We start from the raw sequence: 20,252 nt of genomic DNA on the forward strand, positions 1-20,252 counted from the left end.
CTTTCAACCTTCAACCTTCAACCTTCAACTTTCAACGTTAAAACGTTATAACGTTACAACGTTACAGCGATCCCACAAAATCACCGGTTCACCTTCGCCAGATCCTCCGGCGTATCGATGGAGACACTTTCGAGTGTGGTGACGGCCGCGTGAATGGTGTAACCGTGTTCGATCCAGCGCAATTGCTCCAGCGATTCGGTGATCTCGAGATTGGTCTTGGTCAGGCCGGCGATCTCCAGTAAGGTATCGGTGCGATAGCCGTAAATTCCGATGTGCTTATAATACGTTGAATGCTTTAGCCACTCCTGCTCGGGGAAATTGCGGTTGTAAGGAATCGGAAAGCGGCTGAAGTACAGTGCGTGGCCGTGCTTGTTCATCACCACTTTTACATTGTTGTGGTTGAACAGTTCGTCGGGTGATACGATCTTCTTGACCAGTGTGGCAATGCTGGTCTCTTCTTTTTTGAAACAGGAGCACAACAGGTCGATCTGTTCCGGTTGAATGTAGGGTTCGTCACCCTGGATGTTGATGGCAACGTCCCAACGCTTGTCTTTGTCCTGCCGGATCACTTCCGCGCAGCGGTCGGTTCCGCTCAGGTGATGCGGAGCGGTCATCACGACTTCTCCGTTGAATTCCTGAACGTGCTTTAAAATGCGATCGTCGTCGGTGGCGATCACCACCTTGCCCAACCGGGTGCTCTGCAAGGCCTGTTCGTAAACCCGCTGAATCATCGATTTACCGTTGATATTGACCAGGGGTTTGCCCGGAAAGCGCGTCGACTTATACCGGGCCGGAATGATGCCGATAATGTTCATGGGTGATTCGTCCGTCCGGTACAAATATAAGCGGAAGTAGGTTTGGGGTTCCGGGTTTCGGGTTTCGAGTTTCCGGTTTTTATTCGGTGAGGCCTATGACTACAGCCTTTATTTTCACATCTGTCTCATAACCGGAAACTGGAAACCCGAAACCCGAAACCAATGACTATCGTCCAATCCGCTGGGTCAAACCAAGCTGCACCACGGATTTGGCCAGGCCGATCTCGGTGTAGGCGGCGAGACCACCGGACAGACGGATGCGGGCGCCAATGGTGGTTTCGAAGCCGAACGGGAAACTAACGGAATAGTTGATTTCGTCGCTCCCGTCGGGATCGTTCGTCTTGTACGTCCAGTTACCGTCGCGGTAACCCAGTCCCACCCCGATATACGGATCAAATCCTTCCTTCTCGGCGAAGTGCCAGTTCATGCGAGCCAGAATGGAAAAGGTCGTATAGTCGGTTTCATGGCTATAAGTCGTGGTGCCTGATGCGTCCTTCTCGGTGTAGTCGAAGCCGAAGTTGGCATAAGCAACCGCGACGCCGATACCGAATTTTCCGGTGAGCGCGTGTTCGTACTTGAGGTAAACGGGTCCGGTCGCGGAGGTCGAGTAGGTGCTTGTCACATCGTCCACTTCACTCTGGATCGCCTGGATGAACGAACCGAATCCGTAACCGGCGGTGATGTAATGGTTCTCTAATCGGAAGTATTGAGCCTTTGCGCCCAAGGAAAGCACAAGCAGCAGCAACAGGGTGGCGAGATGGCGATTCATGGGGTAAAGATAGGGGTTGGTGACTAGTGAACAGTAAACAGTAAACAGTAAACAGTGAATAGTGAATAGCGAGGCTTGTTCGTCAATGCTTTTTCGGTGGTGGAATGGGGAGAGCTTGGCGGTTAGAATTGGAAGCCGACTTGTAGTACCCACACCCTCGGAGGTTGCATATCGGCCGGGCGTGCCATGTAGATGTAGTTGAAAACATTCTTGACAACGACGGATGCGCGGAAGTGTTTGTTCGCCTGCCAGCCGGCGCGCAGGTCGACGACGGTATCGCCCTTGTCCCGGAACTTGCGGTAATGGCCAATACCCAGGCCGGGCGGGAAAGCGAAATCGAAGAGTCCGGTAACGAAGATGCGGTCGATATTTTCCATGTAACTATTGTAACGCACGTTCGCTCCGAGCGAATACGCTTTCCAGACCAGTTCTGCATCGAAGCGGATGAGGTGCTTGAAACGGTATTTGAGAAAATCGCTGGAGTCGGATCCACGGTAGTTTTCCAGGCCGACTTTGGTGATATAGAGGCTGTCGTAGGTCAATTGTTGCGGATCCATGTAGGTGTAACCTGCCAGCACGTTGAGCCGAAGGTCACGGTAAAGTGCTCCGGCTCCAACGAGTGTGATCTCCGCGCCGCGAATGCGCGTATCGCCGACGTTGAAGGAACGGAATCCGTTTCCGGCCAGGGGATCCGTAAAGGTCCCCCACTGGGCGAAACAGAACTCCATCATGTTGTCGTAGTTGTTTTGAAAAACTGCCAGGTCAAGGTAGCCGGCCCACGCCCCGGCCTTCAGTCCCTGCTTCATGCCGATCTCGCTGCTATACCCGCGTTCGGCGGTCAGATCTTCATTCGGATAAACGATCAAGGCGCCGACATTCGTGCGTACAAAACGTTCCGCGATCGAAGGATAACGATAGCCTTGCCCGTACGATGCGCGGAGGTAGGTCTCTTTGAGAACGTGCAGGTTGATGCCGCTGCGATATACAGGCACCCAGTCGTCGGTTTCGTCGTTGATACGGTTCTGCTCCACACGTCCGCCCAGCGAAAGGGTAATGAACTTCCATTTCAGGTCGGCCTGGAGATAGCCCGCCTGTTGCCGGGCCGTGTGATTGCCATACAACTCGGAATTCACCTTCGACGAGCTGTTCAAGAGTCCGCCGGTGAGGGTTACCTGGTCACTGAAGCGCTTCTGGTACTGGTACTCGGCGTAGTAGAGGTCGGCCGTGGAGTTCTGATTCGTGTTGTTTTCGTTGGTGGTGTTGAACCAGCGCGTGCGCAGTTTGTGCGAGTTCCCTTTGGTGTCGACATAAGTGATGAACGGATCGACGTTGGTACGATAGGTCGTGTAGTCGCTGAGCGTCCCCGGTGCCGGCCTGTAGGCGCCTGTACTGTCGTTCATCCAGAGGAAGAACAGGGTGCCTTCGGTCTTCATGGCGTTGAAGTTCACCCCGGCTGAAAGGCCTTCGATCTTCGCGAAGCGATAGCGGGTGTTGAGGTTGATGCGTGCGCGCTGTTCGTCTTCGCCCTGGCGGTATCCTTCGTCGTAGAACATGTTTCCACCGACGACCAGATCGAAACGGCCTTGTTTACGGCTGTGGAAAAAGTTCATTCCCGAATACGTACGCGGCGCAGACCCCCACCAGTCGAGGCGATAGGTGATGCCGTCGAGACTCAGTTTTGCTTTGTCGTACGCGGCCGCGAAGTAATTGATTTTGGTAATCGGCGTGTCCTTCGGATACGCGGTGCGGATGTTGATCACGCCATTCAGTGCGCTGGAGCCGAAGAGTACGGAAGAGGCGCCTTTGATCACTTCCACTTGTTCGAGGTTCTCGACCGGAAGAAAGCTCCACTTGGCGTCGTTGGCATCGGCAGCCAGTTGGGGCAGGTCGTCACAGAGCACCTGCACACGACTCCCGGCGCCGTAGCTCCAGCCACTGCCGCCGCGGATGTTGGCCTGACCGTCGACGATGTTCACGCCGGGAATGAACTGCATGGCATCCTCCATCGAGGTGCTGTTGTTGTTCTCGATGATCGCAGGCTTGATCACCTCCATGGAGACAGTCACGTCTTCGATACGCTGTTCGAAGCGACCGGCACTCACGACAACCAGCTTGAGTTCCTGTGCCGAAGTGCTGAGCGCTAAATCCAGTGTGCGATTTTCCCCGTCTTCGAGCTTCAGTTGCACCTGCTTCTCGGCAAAGGAGATCAACCGGATGCTGATCGTGTGCTCGCCGGGAGGAAGATCAAGGATGTAGCGCCCCTGGAGATCGGTCGTGGTTCCGTATTGTCCGCCACTTTGCACCGTGGCACCGGTCAGGGCTTCGCCGGAAGCCGCGTCGGTGATCCGTCCGGTCAACCGGGCTTTGCCCGCAGGCTGGGCATGGATCGTAAGGTGAAAGAGAAATGCGAGCAGAAATGCAATTCCCCGCATATAATGGACGGCAGGAGCAGCGGCTCCGGGGTACTTTCGCGTCGGATTCATCAGTGAGTTGACAAGTATAACGGAAAACCCTGCAAGCGACAAACTGCCGGCGGTAGTGGGCGGCCCTTCGGACGAAGAACTGGCGCGAAGGATCGCCCTGCATTTGTTGCCTGGGATCGGTCCTGTGCTGGCCCGGCAACTGGTTAGCTATTGCGGGGGCATTGACGGGATTTTTCAAAAACGCAAAAGCCAGTTGGAGCGCATCCCCGGCATCGGTCCGGAGCGTGCAGCGGCTATCCTCACAGCGAATGTCCTGCGAAGAGCGGAGGAAGAGGTACGCTACATCCGCAAGCACGCTATTCGGACCTATTGCTACCTCGACGCGGAGTATCCTTTTCGACTAAAGCAATGCGATACCGCACCGATTCTCTTGTTCGGAAGAGGAATGCTCCAGCTAAACGCTCCTCGGATGGTAGCAGTAGTGGGAACGCGCAAGGTCACCGACTATGGACGTGATCTGATCGCGCAGTTTTGCGAAGGGATGCGGGAAGCCGGGGTGACGATCGTGAGCGGACTCGCGTACGGTGTCGATATCGTCGCCCACCAGGAAGCCCTGCGGTGCGGACTTCCTACGCTGGGCGTGACGGCTCACGGACTGGACCGGCTCTACCCGGATGTGCACCTGGGGGTCGCACGGAAGATGGAAGCGAAGGGTGGGGTGCTGACGGAGTACGCGACCCGTACCCGGCCTGATCGCGACAACTTTCCTGCCCGCAACCGCATCGTCGCCGGCTTGTGTGATGCCACGCTGGTGATCGAGTCGGCGGAACGCGGAGGCGCGCTCATTACGGCGCAATTCGCCAACGAATACAACCGCGAGGTATTCGCGATCCCGGGGCGGATCAACGATCCCTATTCGCGCGGCTGTCATTGGCTGATCCGCGAGCACCTGGCCCGCCTGGTCGAACAACCGGAGCAGTTCCTGGAATACATGGGCTGGAATGAAACTGCGGAAGGCTCGAAACTATCCGGGCAGTCCCGGCAGTTACCGCTATTCGAGGAGCTGAACGATGAGGAACGTACGGTAGTGGAAACGCTTCGGGATTCCTCCGAAGACCTGGACGCGCTGGCCTTTCGGGTGCGGATGCCGGTCAACCGCCTGTCGGTGCTGCTCTTGCAGATGGAATTCCGCGGCATCGTCCGCCTGCGGCCCGGAAATCGGGTGGAGTTGCGGAGTTGATTCGTGGAAAAGCCGTGGTGATGAGCTTGTCTGCGCGCGTTAATTTTTAAGACTTTTACGTCATCGAATAACTGCATCATGTACGAAACGCTGCAACCGGTCCTCCGGAAAGAACTCGAAGAAATCACGGCCGCCGGCCTCTACAAACAGGAGCGCATCATTTCCACACCCCAGGGCGCTGAGATCCGGGCGAACGGAAAAGACGTACTCAACTTCTGTGCGAACAATTACCTCGGGTTGTCTTCGCATCCGAAGGTGATCGCCGCTGCGAAAACCGCCATTGATTCGCACGGTTACGGGATGTCGTCCGTCCGCTTTATCTGTGGTACGCAGGATATTCATAAAACACTCGAACAGAAAATTTCCGCTTTCCTCGGCACAGAGGATACCATCCTCTATGCGGCGGCCTTCGACGCGAACGGTGGGGTATTCGAGCCGCTATTCAACGAACAGGACGCGATCATTTCGGACGAGCTGAATCATGCGTCGATCATCGACGGTGTGCGGCTCTGTAAAGCGCAGCGTTTCCGCTACAAGCACAACAACATGGCCGAGTTGGAACAGCACCTGCAGGCCACGCAGCATTTGCGCCATCGTATCATCGTGACGGACGGTGTGTTCAGCATGGATGGAACCATTGCCCAACTCGACAAGATCTGCGACCTGGCCGACCGTTACAAGGCCCTGGTCATGATCGATGAATGTCACGCTTCCGGTTTCATGGGTAAAACAGGCCGCGGTACGCATGAACACCATGGTGTGATGGGGCGCATCGACATTGTGACCGGAACTCTTGGCAAAGCCCTTGGCGGCGCCATGGGCGGTTTCGTGAGCGCACGCAAAGAGATCGTCGACATGCTGCGGCAACGTTCACGCCCGTATCTTTTTTCAAATTCACTCGCACCAAGCATCGTAGGGGCATCCATCGCCGTGCTCGACATGCTGACGGAGACCACTGCCCTGCGTGATAAACTATGGGAGAACACCAGGTATTTCCGGGAACGCATGACCGCTGCCGGATTCGACATCAAGCCGGGCGAGCACCCCATCGTGCCGATCATGCTGTACGAAGCCCCGCTCGCCCAGCAGTTCGCAGCGCGATTACTGGAAGAAGGTATTTACGTAATCGGTTTCTTTTATCCGGTTGTCGCCAAGGGCAACGCCCGTATCCGCGTACAACTCTCCGCAGGCCACGAACGCCACCACCTCGATCGTGCCATTGAAGCGTTTACGAAGGTGGGGAAGGAGTTGGGGGTGTTGAAGGGAGTGAACAGTGAACAGTAAATAGTGAACAGTAAACAGTAAACAGTGAATCCTGCCTGCCGGAATTTTAGCGAAGGCAGGAAACCTGAACACCCTACACATCGTCCCTCGTCCCTCGTCCCTCGCATGATCACCATCTACACCGACGGCGCTTCGCGCGGTAATCCGGGTCCGGGCGGATATGGGGTGATCCTGATGGCGGGACATCACCGGAAGGAGTTGTCGGAAGGCTTCCGGCTGACGACAAACAATCGCATGGAGTTGTTGAGTGTGATCAAGGGGCTGGAAGCGCTGAAGAATCCCGGTAGCCAGGTTACCGTTTACTCCGACTCAAAGTATGTGGTCGATGCCGTGGAGAAGGGCTGGCTGTTCGGTTGGGAGAAAAAAGGTTTTGACAAGAAGGCCAACCCCGACCTCTGGAGACGATTTCTCATCATTTATCGCCGGCACAAGGTGCGCTTTGTTTGGGTGAAAGGCCATGCCAGCAATCCGCTCAACAACCGCTGCGATGAACTGGCGGTGGCTGCGGCTTTGGCATCCGACCTGAAAGTTGATCATGGCTATGAGGAGTCGAAAGGAGAATAGGCTGCCTGGCTAAGAGCTGCGAGATGTTTATTCCCCGTCGGAAGTAAGCGTGCCGATAATCAAATTTGGATCATTCCGCTTTTACCTGTCCGGTTCCATTTCCTGAAACGGCCACCCGTCCTGGATTTCCGGAGTAGTACACGTTACCGGTGTACTCGACCGTTGCCTCCAGTTCCCGTTCAACCCGCACACGACAGTCGCCTGTGGATTTGGTCAGGAGGTAGCAAAGGTCGGTGGAAAGCGCACGGTTGTCGACCACGCATACATCATTCAGCGACACAAACGAAACATTGCTTCGCCCGGAGACATGCAGGTCGGCGCGGCCGATGTTGAGGTGCAGGTAGGAGCGATCGGTGTTCAACGTCAGCCAGATGCTGCCCGACCCGTTGTAGCAGTTGAACATAAAATCGTGCTGTCGGATCGTATCGTTGCAATGGATATCGCCGTATCCGTAGTAGGTGATGAGTTCGGGTTGCCCCATGCCGATGGTCACGGTGACGGGCTTACGGAAGTTGCGCACCCAATTGCAGCGATTTTCGTTGCGCAGATAGAGGGTGCCGTTTTCCACTTCGGTGATGATGCCGTCGATCAGGTTTTCACCGGCTTGCACTACCGCAAAGCAGGTGGTGTCCAGTCGTAACACCAGGTCGATGTTGTCGTCCAGTTGTATGCGCGTAAAGGAAGCCAAGGGCCTGTGTTCGCTCGCGGTACGCCCGGTGCTTTTGAAGCAATCGAACTCGTGATCCTTTCCACAGGAAACCACGAGACTGAGCAGGAGCAGGAACAGGAATGAACGCAGCATGCCCTCAGGGTGTTTTGGATGTTGAGCGGAAACGCCAGCCGATACCCCATTCGACGAAATCCGCGCGGGCGTAATGGGTTTTTAGGTTCATCACCGCGATGAGCCTGGGAAAGTAATAACGGAAACCGATCCGGTGAAAATAGCGGCCGTCTTCCTGGAAACGGGTGTAAGGATAGTAGCCAAGGTTGAACAACAAGCCTAACTTGCCTACCAGCACCTGTAAGCCCGTATGAACACCCGGCCGCAGGTTAGTCGAGCCGGGTTGCGGTGATTTTTCCGTTGCTTCCATCCGTACCCGCAGGCTTTGGTCGTAGAACAGATCGGCGCCCAATACCGCATCGACCTTATTGCTGAGCACATAGAAGAGGTCACCGGAAACGGAAGCGGCCAGGTACTTTCTGCCAAGCGGCGGATAGATCTCTTTCCAGGAAGCCGACGCAAAAGCGGTGGCCCAAAATCCTGAGCGTACCCGCAACAACTGGATATGGTGTTTCGGCGATTTCGTTCCGAAGTACTGCAGATACCCGAAGTGAGCAGCTGCCAGGTTGATGCCCAGGTTGGGCATGGCCGTGGCGCCGTTGGAATAGTGGGTGATGCCCAGGCCGCCTTCCAAGGCCCCTCTTCCGAAACGCTTACGTACCCGCAAGTCGAAGTGGATCACGCCGTTGAGCTTCGAGCCTATGGCCGTGTTTTTATAGTTCACTTCCGGGTCGAAATTCCGTTGCACGTATCCAAGTCCCATTCCATACCGGAGCCTCCATTTCCATTGGCCTTGACCGGCCAGCGGAAAATCGAGGAAGGGATAGAGCGCTACACCCAGGCCGAGTCGTTCGGCATTGCCGAGATCGAAAAACGCTAGCTGAAGACCTTTTTCCGGAAAGGCGAAGTCCTGTTGCCAACCCCTCTGCCCATCGGTCGGCACCAGGAGCGAGAATTCGATCGAACGAAGATGTCGTTCCTGCAGTGGCCGCAGGTTCGGACGGTGTGCGACGAGGAACCCATACGTGAGCCGTGCTTCGAAGCCGTACCGGCCATCGGTACTGTCGACCAAGGATGATCCGGCCGCAGTAGCGGAAATCAAAAGCAGAAAGATCAGCGGGCTCAGACGCATTTTAAGGGCGGGTGGCATCCAATGTGGCCAGCGTACGTTCCAGCCGGTCCAGTAATTCACGGTGTTCGTTGCGGTCGCGTTCTTTTCGGGATCGCTCGATCTGAGGCGTATTGGTGACCGGTAGTTGGTTGAGTTCCTTGTCCAGCGTATTCGTTCTGCTTTCGACCGTCGCTTTCAAGGAGCGTAAAGCTGAAACGGCTGCCGAGCGGAAATAACGCCCGGTCGCGTTTTGCGCGAGTTCCTCCAATTGATCCGCACCCTGTCGCTGACGCTCGAGATCATGCTGCGCGGATAGATACTTGCTGAAATTGTTGACAATACCATAGCGCGTGTAACCCTTCGCCTGACGCAACGCCCGCGTAAACCAGCCGATCCGGTCGTGCTGTTCGTCGGTAGCGAAATAGGCAGCCATCACTTCCAGTATGGCATTGCCGCTGTCTTTTTCCAGTTGTGGTACCTGCTGCGCAGCCAAGGCGGGATCTTTTTCTTTCAGCAGTTCGAACACTTTCGCGCAGACTTCATAACTGCTGTCGCGCAGACCTGACGGAACGAGTTCCGCATAGTCGTCGTACTCGGCGAAGCGGCGCAAACTGCGCCAGGCCTCCGATCGCACGGCAGACTCCGGATCGCCGGTGGCAAGTCGTTTCACTACGGGTAGTGCCGTGTCGGCACGCGATTGCATCCAGGTGCCGATCGACTCGACCGCTTTTTTCCGGATGCGCCAATAGGGGTCTTGCAAGGCGGAAAAGATGGTTTTCCCGCCGGCTGACGCAACCTCATAGTTTTCGCTGAGTTTACTTACCGCTTCCCAGCGGTCATAATACCGGGGACCATGCGCATACTGATAGGGCAACCATTCTTTCGGTTTATTGTCTCGCCGAGTGCAGAGGATGCGTTTATCGGCATCGACATTGACCAACTCAGGTGCCTGTTCCAGCGGAATGCGGATGGTTTGCTTCGCGCTGTTGAAGTCGACTGGAATGCTCTTCCTGCCGTTCACCGTATAGACATCGATCAACATGGGCAGTCGATAGGGGGCATGTTCCTCCATCGATTGTTGCTGTTCGAGCGTTACACTCATCGACCGGGCTGATTCGTCCCAGGCGTAGTCGACATTCAGGATCGGCCGACCGGGACGGAAGTACCATTGATCGAAAAACCAATGAAGGTCTTCGCCGGTGACTTCTTCCACCGCCTGCCGGAAGTCATCCACCTCCACGTTACCGAACGCATGACGTTGTAAATAAAGTTTCAGGGATGCGAAAAATGCATCGTCGCCGATTTGCCTCCGCAGCAAGTGCAGGATGCGCCCACCCTTGTTATAGGATACGGCGTCGAACAGGTCCTCCGCGTCTTCGTACCGATAGCGAACGGCGGGTGGATCCGATTTGCTCGTGGCCGCCAGGTAAGAAGAGAGGTCCTCGATGTTGAGCCGGTCGGCATCGTCGCTGCCGTACGCGTGTTCCCGCCAGAGGTATTCGCCATAATTGGCAAAGCCTTCGTTGAGTACGACATTGCTCCAGGATGCGCAGGTCACCAGATCGCCGAACCAGTGGTGAATCAATTCATGCGCGATCACATCTTCGTAGTCGTAGTCGAGTTGTTGTCGTGGGTCCTGCTGGATGCCGGTGCCGTGCACGACCGCGGTGGCGTTTTCCATGGCACCGCTGATGTACTCGTGTACGCAAACCTGCGCGTACTTTTCCCAGACGAAGGGGTATCCGAGTTTGTTCGAAAAGAAGTCGAGCATTTTCGCAGTCTTTCCGAAGATACGGCGGGCATAAGGCGCGTAGGCGGGATCGGTATAGTAACTCAGTTCGATGTTGTTCCACCGTTCCCGTGTAACCGACCAACGCCCGACGCCGATCATCGTGAGGTAGGGGGGCGCCGGGAGGCTCTGCTTCCAGTAATCGGTGCGTGTTCCGTTTCCGTTCAGTTGCTGTGAGAGCAATAAACCGTTGGAAAGGGTAACGAAAGAAGTGTCCACCGTGAGGTAGATCTCCTGGGTCGTTTTTTGATTGGGGGCATCCAGGGTGGGGAACCAGACGGAATTATGGGCCGTCTCTCCCTGGCTCCACAATTGTGTCGGTTTGTTGGGATCCTTTCCGTCGGGGTTGATGAAGTAAAGACCTTTCTCTCCCCGAATGGCCCGTGAGCCATCGCCCGTGCGAAGATCCGGCCGGCCGGTATAGTCGATCCATAGCACCAATTGGTTGTCGCGATGGAAAACGGTATCGAGTTTCAGCCGGATCGTGCTGCTGTCGTTCCGGAACGGTAGCAGCAGCGTATCACCTTGCGCACGGATACGTCCTACCTGTTTAACCAGCATCATCTTCGCGTCCAGCACAAGGCTGTCGGTCGGGTAAAAGTGCGGATGTAGAAAAAGTGTTGCCTTACCGTCGATCTCCCGTTTGTCCCATCGGGGCTGGAGCTCGAGTCGTGTATGTACGAGGTCCCAGATCCGGTTTGGCTTCGCTGCATAGGCTTCCTGCTGCTTTCTCGGCTCTGTTTTCGAGGAGACGGCCGCAGGAGGCGATGCCGGAAGTTGCCGGCTTCCCGAGCAGGCAACGAGCAATAGGGCGACGGACAGCAGGGAAAGCCGGATAAATGGCGCAGGAACAGACATTGCATCAAAGATAAGGGCTGGCCCGGACTTGAATTTTAGGTTAACTTTGCCGTCCCATGTACAAGGTAACCGTCAACGGTCGAGAATACCAGGTCGCGTACGATGCCCGCCACCAAAGCGTGAACGGTGAAGAGATGCATCCCGACATGCTCGAATACCGAAAAGGGAAGTTTCATCTCCTGCACAAGGGCCGTTCCTATGAAGCCGAACTGATCGAAGCGAATTTCGAGGAGAAATCATTCTCGATCAAGGTGAACAATACCGTTTACCAGCTGAATGTGCGCGACAAGTATGACGATCTGCTGCGCGAGATGGGAATCGACATCACCGCAGGTAAAAAGGTGAATGACATCAAGGCGCCGATGCCGGGTCTGGTGCTCAATGTCGCTGTTGCCGAAGGACAGTCAATTAAAAAGGGCGACCCGATTCTGGTACTGGAAGCCATGAAGATGGAGAATGTCATCAAAGCTCCGGCTGACGGGGCTATCCGGAAAATCAGTGTCAATAAGGGCGATAAAGTGGAGAAAAACCAGGTCATGGTTTCGCTTCACTAAACTGCAAAAACGGGACATTTTCGCCCTTTTTCAGACAACTTTCCTGCATTTTTTCGTAAAATTTTAAAGAAACAGGGTTTTTGCCTTGTAGTCTCCGGATCTACCATTCGTTCCGGTTTGAGTAACTTTTCTGTCCCTCTCGCATGAAACTTCGGCTATTCCTTGTGCTGTTGCTGATCGCCTTTACGCGTTTCGCATCCGCGCAAACGTTTTCGGGTACCGGTGGCAGTATCATCACCCTGTCCGATACTTCCCGCTTCAACATCAGCGTTTCGGGACTCTCTCCCGCCAGTGTGGATTACACCTTCGGGCTCGAATCGGTGACGATCAATATCAATCACAGCCGTGCCCGCGATATCGATTGTTTCCTGGCCGCGCCGGATGGTACACTCATCATGTTGACCACCGACAATGGCGGAACGAGTGGTTCCAATTTCACCAACACGATCTTCCGCAACGACGCCGCTACGTCGATCACCAGCGGCTCCGCGCCTTTCACAGGCACGTACCGTCCGGAAGGAACCCTGTATAACGTCAACAACGGGCAAAACGGTAACGGCACCTGGCAGTTACGCGTGATCGACGACAGCAACAACGGCATTACCGGCTCATTGATCAATTGGAGTATCAATTTTGGCGGTAACCCCGCACGACCGTTCCTGTTTTCCGGTTCCAATCTTCCCATCGTTGTCATCAACACCAACGGGCAGTCGATTCCCGACGACCCGAAGATCATCTGCGACATGGGTATCGTGAATAACGGTATCGGGCAACGCAATCATTTGAACGATCCGTTCAACGAATACAACGGAAAGATCGCGATCGAGATCCGGGGATCGTCCTCGCAGTCGTTCCCCAAGAAGTCGTATGGCTTTGAAACACGGATGCCGAACGGTGTTACCGATACCAACGTCGCCCTGCTGGGCATGCCGTCGGAACATGATTGGATCCTCAGTGCCAACTACACCGACAAATCGTTTTGCCGCAACGTACTCTTGTACCAACTTTCCACGGAGATGGGGCATTACGCCGCCCGTACCCGGTACGTCGATGTGGTCCTGAACGGTGAGTACATCGGCATCTACGTGCTGATGGAGTCGATCAAGCGGGATGGAGACCGGGTCGACATCGACAGACTACATCCGTGGGAGAATACCGCTCCGGACATTACCGGTGGATATATTCTTAAAGTCGATAAGACCACCGGAAGTGGCGGCGAAGGTTGGACCTCCCCTTATCCCCCGATCAATCACCCGAACGGTCAGACTACCTATCTGCAATATGATTATCCGGATCCGGACAGTATTTCCCTGCAGCAGAAGGCGTATATACAAGCCTATGTCGACAGCTTTGAGGACGCCCTATCATCGTCCGCGTTCATGGACCCGATTAACGGTTATCAGAAATACATCGGAAACGGTTCCTGGATCGATTACTTCTTCTGCAACGAGTTGAGCAAGAATGTCGATGGCTACCGTATCAGTTCTTATCTGTATAAAGACAAGAACAAGACCCTGAAAGCCGGACCCGTTTGGGATTATGACATCGCTTGGGGGAACGCGAACTATTGCGGCGGTGATGATACGACCGGTTGGGCCTATCTGTTCTCTTGCACCGGCGACGGCTACCAGGTCCCGTTTTGGTGGCAGCGATTGCTGCAGGATACGAATTACACGAATCAACTCAAGTGCCGCTGGCAGGATTACCGGCAGAACGTGCTGAGTCAGCAGCACATTTTCGCCATCATCGATTCCATCACCGCGGTTATCGACGAATCGAAGGACTGGAATTTCACCGTCTGGCCGATCCTTGGTCAATACGTCTGGCCGAACCCTTCTCCGTATCCCACGACCTATGCCGGAGAAGTGCAGAACCTCAAGAACTGGGTGACGAGAAGGCTTTCCTGGCTCGACAGTAACCTGCCCGGCCGGTGCAATTGCACGGTACAGGTTGTTCAACACAATGTCAGTTGCCCCGATGCCTGCGACGGCTATGCATTGGGAAATGGAACAAGCCCGTATGCGAAGACCTATAGTTGGGACAATGGCCTGACGCAGGATACGATTTTCAATCTTTGTCCCGGTGATTACACGGTAACGATGGAGGATGCCATCGGTTGTTCCCGTACGACCACGGTCACCATCACGGAGCCAGCACCACTGTCAGTGGGAATCAGTACGGCGAATTCCAATTGCAGCGGGGCCGGCTGTAACGGTACCGCCACCGCTTCGCCATCCGCCGGAACGGCACCGTACTCCTATGCCTGGAGCAACGGACAAACCGCTGCAACGGCTACCGGCTTGTGTGCAGGTACGTATACAGTCACGGTTACGGATGCGAACGGATGCACGAAAACCACATCCGCGACCATCATCAATCCCGTTGCGCCGACGGTCAGTTTGGCATCCAGTTCCATGGTCAGTTGTGCCGGCGGCTCGAATGGTTCCGCCGCCATCAGCGTGACAGGTGGCAACGCCCCTTACGCGTATGCCTGGACACCGAACGTCAGCACGACCGCTTCGGCCGGCAATCTCGCTGCGGGTACCTACACCGTGCGTGTGACGGACGCCAACAATTGCGAGGCTTATGTCTCCATCGACATCACGGAACCGTCTGCGCTTCAAACGACCGTCAGTTCAAGCGATGTGCGCTGTGCCGGGAGCACGACAGGACAGGCAAGTGTCCAGGTGAACGGTGGCGCCGGAGGATATTCATTTGCCTGGTCACCCGGTGGCTCGACCAACGACACCCTTTACAATGCGTCAGCCGGTTCGTACTCGGTCACTATCACCGATGCGAACGGTTGTACCCGAAGCGCAACGACAATCGTCGGTTCTCCACCACCGATCGGACTATCCTTCAACGCGACCCCGGCCAGTTGTAACGGAGGCAGTGACGGCCAAATCATCCTGACGGCATCCGGTGGAACCGGCACCTTGCAGTACAGTTGGGCAGGATCGTCCGATACCGGATTCATACGGCTTGCACTTTCTGCCGGCATTTATTCCTGCACGGTTACGGATGCCAACGGTTGCACCCAAGGAGGTAGCGCGCAGGTAACGGAACCTTCCAAACTGGTTCTGTCATCAGCCGCTACTCCGTCCGATTGTCAGAATAGCAACGGTACGGCTCAGGTGACTGCCACCGGCGGCACCGGCACTTATTCGTATTCATGGTTTCCTTCCGGAGGCAATGCCGCTTCGGCAAGCGGACTCGCTTCAGGAGATTATATCATTACTGTAACGGATGCCAATGGTTGTATTATGGCAGATACGGTAACCGTAGGCAGCACCGGTGGTTTGCAATTGACACTCGCTTCCGCCTCGATGGTCAAGTGCTTCGGTGGTAACGACGGATCCGCATCCGTGACCGCAACATCAGGAACGCCGCCGTATCAGTATGCCTGGTCACCGGGAGGCGGAACGACGAATACCCTGAATGGGTTGAGTGCGGGTAACTATTCCGTGCAAGTGACCGATGTCAGCGGATGTACCGTAACGCTTCCGGTTTCGATTACCCAACCCGATGTATTGCAGGCAGCGACGAGCACCACGGCAGTCAGTTGCTTTGGAGCCTCAACCGGCGCTGCTACCGTGACAGTGACAGGTGGAACGTCGCCTTACACTTATCTGTGGAACCCGGGAAATGCGACAACTACCGGTATCAGCAACCGGCCGGCCGGTAACTACACGGTTACGATTACGGATGCGAATGCTTGTACGACGACCTCAGCAGCCTCGATCACCCAACCGCCGGTGATCAACCTTAATATGCAATCGACACCGGTAAGCTGCAACGCGACGAACGGCACTGCAACCGTGATTCCTTCCGGTGGTTCGGGAGCTTTCACATTCAGTTGGTTCCCGTCGAACGATACAACCGCAACAGCAGACAGCCTTTCACCGGGAACTTATGTAGTCGTGGTAACCGATGGAAACGGATGTACCCGATCCGGGAATGTAACCGTGAATGCGTTGCCGGTCCCGCACGTGCAAGTCGACTCGAGCCGTTCCGTTACCTGCAATGGTGACACAAATGGCGCGGTTTTCTGTTCCGTATCCGGCGGCGCGGCTCCATTCAACTATCAATGGACGGGCACTGCCGGCACCGGATCCAGCCTGACGAACATCGGTGCGGGTATCTACCAATTGCTGGTCATCGACGCGAACGGTTGCCGGGATTCCATTTTGGCTCAAGTGCAGGAACCTTCGCCGCTGGCCATACTGCTTACGACCGAAAATGTGTTGTGTGCGGGCGCTGCAAGTGGTCGCATCTTCGCGGAAGTTGGAGGCGGAGTGCCGCCGTATTCGTACAACTGGACACCAGGTGGACAAGTGAACGATACCGCGGTCGGGTTGACGGGTGGAACGTATCAGGTCTTCGTTACGGACTCCAACGGATGTACGACCCAGGGAAGTGCGGCAATCACGGAACCCGCGGCCATTCAGGCCACCGTCACCGGAGTTGACGCGCTTTGCGCAACGAATTGTGACGGACATGGTGAAGTGACCATTGCCGGTGGCGTTGAACCGTATTTCGTCACCTGGTGCAACGGAGATACGACCCGGCAGGTGAATAATCTGTGCGGAGGCGACTGCCAGGTCCTCATCACCGATGGCAATGGTTGTGGCATATCACAAACCATCAGCCTGCAGCAACCGGATACACTGCAATTGACCGTTGCTCATACCAATCCTTCCTGTCAGGGTTGTGCCGACGGTACCGCATCGGTTGATGTGAGCGGTGGATTACCTCCGTATGCATACGACTGGAGCCCGGTCACCGGTACGGCTGATTCGATCAGCGCGTTGGTTGCCGGCTGGTATGTGGTCTGTGTAACGGATTCGGGTGGATGCAGTCGTTGCGACAGCGTCGAAGTCCTCGACGGTCCCGTGGGCCTCGAAGAAGTGGCGTTTCAGTCGGGGCTCTATGTGTATCCGAATCCATTCTCCGACGCGACCACCTTCCTCTTTTCGCTGGCTGTTACACAGGATGTCAGGCTGGAGATCTTCGACATGACAGGGCAACTGGTATCCGTGGTGGCCCGGGACCGTTTGGCTGCCGGCGTACACCGCTTCCGGTGGGAATCCCCACAACTGGCGCCGGGACTGTATCAGTTTCGATTCCTGAACGGGCAGCGTTCGCAGGCGGGTACGCTGGTTATCCAGCGATAATGGACGCTTGCTGTGCAAAAAGCCTGATTTAATACATTGCTTTATTGGCGCCCAAAGCGTAGGTTTGGTTGGAAGACCGATCCAACGCTATGCTGAAGGGAGTATCCTGCGCCCTCCTGGGGCTTTTTATCCTGCTGACTTTTCGGGCAAATGCACAGTCCGTTTCCGGCACCATCCGTGACGGAAAAACCAACGAGCCGGTAATCGGCGCGATCGTGCAGATCAAAGACGGAAAGGGTGGGGCTGCCACCGACCTCGATGGTCGGTTCGAGATCAGCCCGGCACCGGCCTTGCCTTTCACACTCCTCATCACCTATGTCGGGTATGAAAACCTGGAAACGCAGGTCACCAGTCTGGATAAGCCGATCACGCTGAAGTTGCGCGCGAAAGAGGTCGAACTGAAAGGTGTTGAGGTGACCGGCAGCCGCATCTCCGAAAAGCAGAAACAGGCGCCGCTGACGGTCGAGTCGATGGACATCATCGCGATCAAGGATTGTCCGCAACCTTCCTTTTATCAGGCACTCGGTACGCTCAAAGGAGTTGACATGACCACTGCTTCGCTGGGTTTTACGGTCATCAACACCCGCGGATTCAACAGCACATCTCCGGTTCGTTCGTTGCAATTGATCGATGGGGTCGATAACCAATCGCCTGGCCTCAATTTCTCGCTGGGCAATTTTCTTGGAGCTCCCGAACTCGATGTCTTGAAAGTCGACCTCATCGCCGGCGCAAGCACTGCCTTTTATGGCCCCAATGCATTCAACGGTGTCATCAGCATCACCAGCCGCAGTCCGTTTATCAAGCCTGGATTGGAGGTTTCCGTGAAAGCCGGTGAACGAAATCTGCTGGAAGCTTCAGTTCGCTGGGCGCAGGTGTTCAGGAATAAGGAGGGCAAAGAGAAATTCGGTTACAAGCTGAACTTGTTTGCCATGAAAGCGAACGATTGGGAAGCGGAAAATGCCGATCCAACCGAGCAGTCCCGCGACGGTATCACAAATCCGGGCGGCTACGATGCGGTGAATCGTTACGGCGATGAGTACAATTCCGCCATGGACCTGACCGGTGCCATTACCTTGTATCCCGGCGGCGGCCGCTTTTACCGCAGCGGCTATTGGGAGCGCGACCTGGTCGACTACAACTCCCGAAACCTCAAGACGAATGTCGCTTTTCATTACAAGATCAAGGACTCGGTGGAAGTCATCCTGGCTTCGAGCTTCGGTACCGGCACCACCGTTTATCAGGGGGATAACCGTTACAGCTTGAAGGACATCCTGTTTTTTCAGAATAGGATCGAGTTAAGGAAGCCGGATAAGTATTTCCTGCGGCTATATGCTACCAACGAGGATGCGGGTAAATCGTACGACGCGTACTTCACTGCGCTGCTGTTGCAACGTACGGCCAAGAGTGATCCCGACTGGGCCAACGACTATTATACCAAGTACCGATCCTTCCGCAGTCGGATCATCACGTATCCCGGTTATCCGCAACCTTCCCAGTACCCGCGGTATGAAGATTACGTAGCGGCGATCAACCCCTTCCTCCTGGAGAATTATTACGATTCACTCGTGACCTATCATAACATCTCGCGTGCATACGCCGATGGTGTTGGCTCCTCGAATCTGAATGATCCGTTTCTGGCGCCCGGAACGATGGCGTTCGATACTGCGTTCGCCGGCATTACCTCGCGAAAGTCCTATTCGGAAGGTGGTTCACGGTTTTACGACAAGTCGGCGCTCTACCATGCTCAGGGCGAGTACAAGTTCATACCGGCGTTCATGGACATTACCCTGGGTGGAAACTTCCGCTTGTATCGTCCGTCATCGGATGGAACCATTTTTTCCGATACTGCCGGACGTCGGATCACCAATCAGGAGTTTGGGGTTTATACCGGTTTCGAAAAGGGAATCGGAGAAAAGCTGAAACTCAACCTGACAGCGCGTTTCGACAAGAACGAGAATTTCGACGCGCTCTTTTCACCGGCTCTTTCGGCGGTTTATACCATGAAGCCTAACCAGATCCTTCGCGTATCGTTTTCCTCCGCTATCCGGAATCCCACACTCGCTGACCAATTCCTCTATTACAATGTCGGTCGTGCGGTCCTGTTGGGCAATACGAAAGGGTACGATTCTCTGGTGACGGTCCCGTCCCTGCTCGATTACTTCATCAACCAAACCCCCTTGGAGTATTTCAATCTCGATCCGGTCAAGCCCGAGAAAGTGCGTACTGTAGAACTCGGCTACCGGGGAACGATCGGGAAGAACCTCTTCGTCGACCTGGTCGGTTATTACAGCAGCTACACCGACTTTATCGGCTACCAGGTCGGTGCCGATGTAACGGTGATCCCGAGCGCTTCGCTCATTTACATCAACAACATTTACCGGATCGCCGCCAACGCATCGGAATCGGTATCGACCTATGGTACCTCCATTGGCCTGAGCTATTTTCTGGGAAAGTTCCTGACGATCAACGGCAACTATTCCTTCAATCGTTTGGAAAAGAGTTCATCCGATCCGTTGATCCCGGCATACAATACGCCGGAAAACAAGTACAATATCGGGATCTCGGGTCGTGATATCGAGGCTGAGGTGCTTGGACTTCGACTCCGGAATTACGGCTTCAGCATTAACTATAAGTGGGTGGAAGGATTCCGCTTTGAGGGCTCTCCCCAGTTCACCGGCTATGTGCCGCAATATGATTTTGTCGATGCCCAGATCTCCAAGCGGGTGCCGAAAATTCACGCGACCTTCAAGGTGGGCGCGTCCAATGTGCTGAATCAGCGTAGGTTTACGGTTTACGGCGGACCGGAAACGGGTCGCCTGGCCTATGCTTCCATTTTAGTGGAGCTTCAGAAAAATTGACCTTGGCCATTCCGTTCCGGAATCGGAATTTC

Annotated in this window: 12 protein-coding genes; 6 read left to right on the plus strand and 6 right to left on the minus strand. The window is 55.2% G+C overall.

The window, feature by feature from the left end; genetic code table 11:
• Positions 1-80: 80 nt before the first annotated feature.
• The 3 genes from kdsB to IPJ96_03805 form a co-directional block, all read right to left on the minus strand.
• A complete protein-coding gene (gene kdsB, locus IPJ96_03795) occupies positions 81-815 on the minus strand; it encodes a 3-deoxy-manno-octulosonate cytidylyltransferase (protein ID MBK7909471.1) in 735 nt (244 codons plus the stop codon).
• A gap of 166 nt (positions 816-981) precedes the next feature.
• Entirely contained in the window at positions 982-1,584 is a 603-nt protein-coding gene (locus IPJ96_03800; GenBank protein MBK7909472.1) for an outer membrane beta-barrel protein, read from the minus strand.
• Positions 1,585-1,706: 122 nt separating this feature from the next.
• Positions 1,707-4,067, minus strand: coding sequence for a TonB-dependent receptor (locus IPJ96_03805; protein MBK7909473.1), 2,361 nt, complete (start codon positions 4,065-4,067; stop codon positions 1,707-1,709).
• Positions 4,068-4,074: 7 nt separating this feature from the next.
• Between IPJ96_03805 and dprA the strand changes: the two genes are divergently transcribed.
• The 3 genes from dprA to rnhA all read left to right on the plus strand — a co-directional run bounded on the left by dprA (position 4,075) and on the right by rnhA (position 7,095).
• Positions 4,075-5,247 carry a DNA-protecting protein DprA gene (dprA, locus tag IPJ96_03810; GenBank protein MBK7909474.1) on the plus strand — a complete coding sequence of 391 codons (1,173 nt, stop codon included), beginning with the start codon at positions 4,075-4,077 and terminating at the stop codon, positions 5,245-5,247.
• Positions 5,248-5,325: 78 nt separating this feature from the next.
• A complete protein-coding gene (gene kbl, locus IPJ96_03815) occupies positions 5,326-6,531 on the plus strand; it encodes a glycine C-acetyltransferase (protein ID MBK7909475.1) in 1,206 nt (401 codons plus the stop codon).
• A gap of 105 nt (positions 6,532-6,636) precedes the next feature.
• Positions 6,637-7,095, plus strand: coding sequence for a ribonuclease HI (gene rnhA, locus IPJ96_03820; GenBank protein MBK7909476.1), 459 nt, complete (start codon positions 6,637-6,639; stop codon positions 7,093-7,095).
• A gap of 70 nt (positions 7,096-7,165) precedes the next feature.
• On the opposite strand, the gene IPJ96_03825 is transcribed toward rnhA, so the two are convergent.
• From IPJ96_03825 to IPJ96_03835, 3 genes are read right to left on the minus strand one after another with little or no spacing between them, the layout of a single operon-like run.
• Positions 7,166-7,897 carry a DUF2807 domain-containing protein gene (locus IPJ96_03825; protein MBK7909477.1) on the minus strand — a complete coding sequence of 244 codons (732 nt, stop codon included), beginning with the start codon at positions 7,895-7,897 and terminating at the stop codon, positions 7,166-7,168.
• Positions 7,898-7,901: 4 nt separating this feature from the next.
• The gene (locus IPJ96_03830) at positions 7,902-9,008 is read right to left on the minus strand and encodes an acyloxyacyl hydrolase (protein ID MBK7909478.1); all 1,107 of its coding nucleotides are present in this window, start codon (positions 9,006-9,008) and stop codon (positions 7,902-7,904) included.
• Position 9,009: 1 nt separating this feature from the next.
• On the minus strand, positions 9,010-11,634 hold the full coding sequence (locus IPJ96_03835) for a M1 family metallopeptidase (GenBank protein ID MBK7909479.1): 2,625 nt from the start codon (positions 11,632-11,634) through the stop codon (positions 9,010-9,012).
• Between the two features lie 56 nt (positions 11,635-11,690).
• Here IPJ96_03835 and IPJ96_03840 point away from each other — a divergent pair, with 56 nt between their 5' ends.
• From IPJ96_03840 to IPJ96_03850, 3 genes are all read left to right on the plus strand, one after another.
• Positions 11,691-12,188 carry a biotin/lipoyl-binding protein gene (locus IPJ96_03840; protein MBK7909480.1) on the plus strand — a complete coding sequence of 166 codons (498 nt, stop codon included), beginning with the start codon at positions 11,691-11,693 and terminating at the stop codon, positions 12,186-12,188.
• Positions 12,189-12,331: 143 nt separating this feature from the next.
• Complete coding sequence (locus IPJ96_03845; GenBank protein MBK7909481.1) at positions 12,332-17,362, plus strand: CotH kinase family protein; 5,031 nt, start codon at positions 12,332-12,334, stop codon at positions 17,360-17,362.
• An 89-nt stretch (positions 17,363-17,451) separates the two neighbouring features.
• Positions 17,452-20,220 carry a TonB-dependent receptor gene (locus IPJ96_03850; GenBank protein MBK7909482.1) on the plus strand — a complete coding sequence of 923 codons (2,769 nt, stop codon included), beginning with the start codon at positions 17,452-17,454 and terminating at the stop codon, positions 20,218-20,220.
• The last annotated feature ends 32 nt before the right edge of the window (positions 20,221-20,252 follow it).

Source organism: Bacteroidota bacterium, from assembly GCA_016713765.1.
Lineage (GTDB): Bacteria > Bacteroidota > Bacteroidia > AKYH767-A > 2013-40CM-41-45 > Pollutiaquabacter > Pollutiaquabacter aromativorans.

Coding starts and splice junctions, on each gene's coding strand:
- rnhA (MBK7909476.1), top strand. CDS start 6,637: ATGATCACCATCTACACCGACGGCGCTTCGCGCGGTAATCCGGGTCCG.
- IPJ96_03845 (MBK7909481.1), top strand. CDS start 12,332: ATGAAACTTCGGCTATTCCTTGTGCTGTTGCTGATCGCCTTTACGCGT.
- IPJ96_03835 (MBK7909479.1), bottom strand. CDS start 11,634: ATGTCTGTTCCTGCGCCATTTATCCGGCTTTCCCTGCTGTCCGTCGCC.
- IPJ96_03830 (MBK7909478.1), bottom strand. CDS start 9,008: ATGCGTCTGAGCCCGCTGATCTTTCTGCTTTTGATTTCCGCTACTGCG.
- IPJ96_03850 (MBK7909482.1), top strand. CDS start 17,452: ATGCTGAAGGGAGTATCCTGCGCCCTCCTGGGGCTTTTTATCCTGCTG.
- IPJ96_03805 (MBK7909473.1), bottom strand. CDS start 4,067: ATGAATCCGACGCGAAAGTACCCCGGAGCCGCTGCTCCTGCCGTCCAT.
- kbl (MBK7909475.1), top strand. CDS start 5,326: ATGTACGAAACGCTGCAACCGGTCCTCCGGAAAGAACTCGAAGAAATC.
- kdsB (MBK7909471.1), bottom strand. CDS start 815: ATGAACATTATCGGCATCATTCCGGCCCGGTATAAGTCGACGCGCTTT.
- IPJ96_03825 (MBK7909477.1), bottom strand. CDS start 7,897: ATGCTGCGTTCATTCCTGTTCCTGCTCCTGCTCAGTCTCGTGGTTTCC.
- IPJ96_03800 (MBK7909472.1), bottom strand. CDS start 1,584: ATGAATCGCCATCTCGCCACCCTGTTGCTGCTGCTTGTGCTTTCCTTG.
- IPJ96_03840 (MBK7909480.1), top strand. CDS start 11,691: ATGTACAAGGTAACCGTCAACGGTCGAGAATACCAGGTCGCGTACGAT.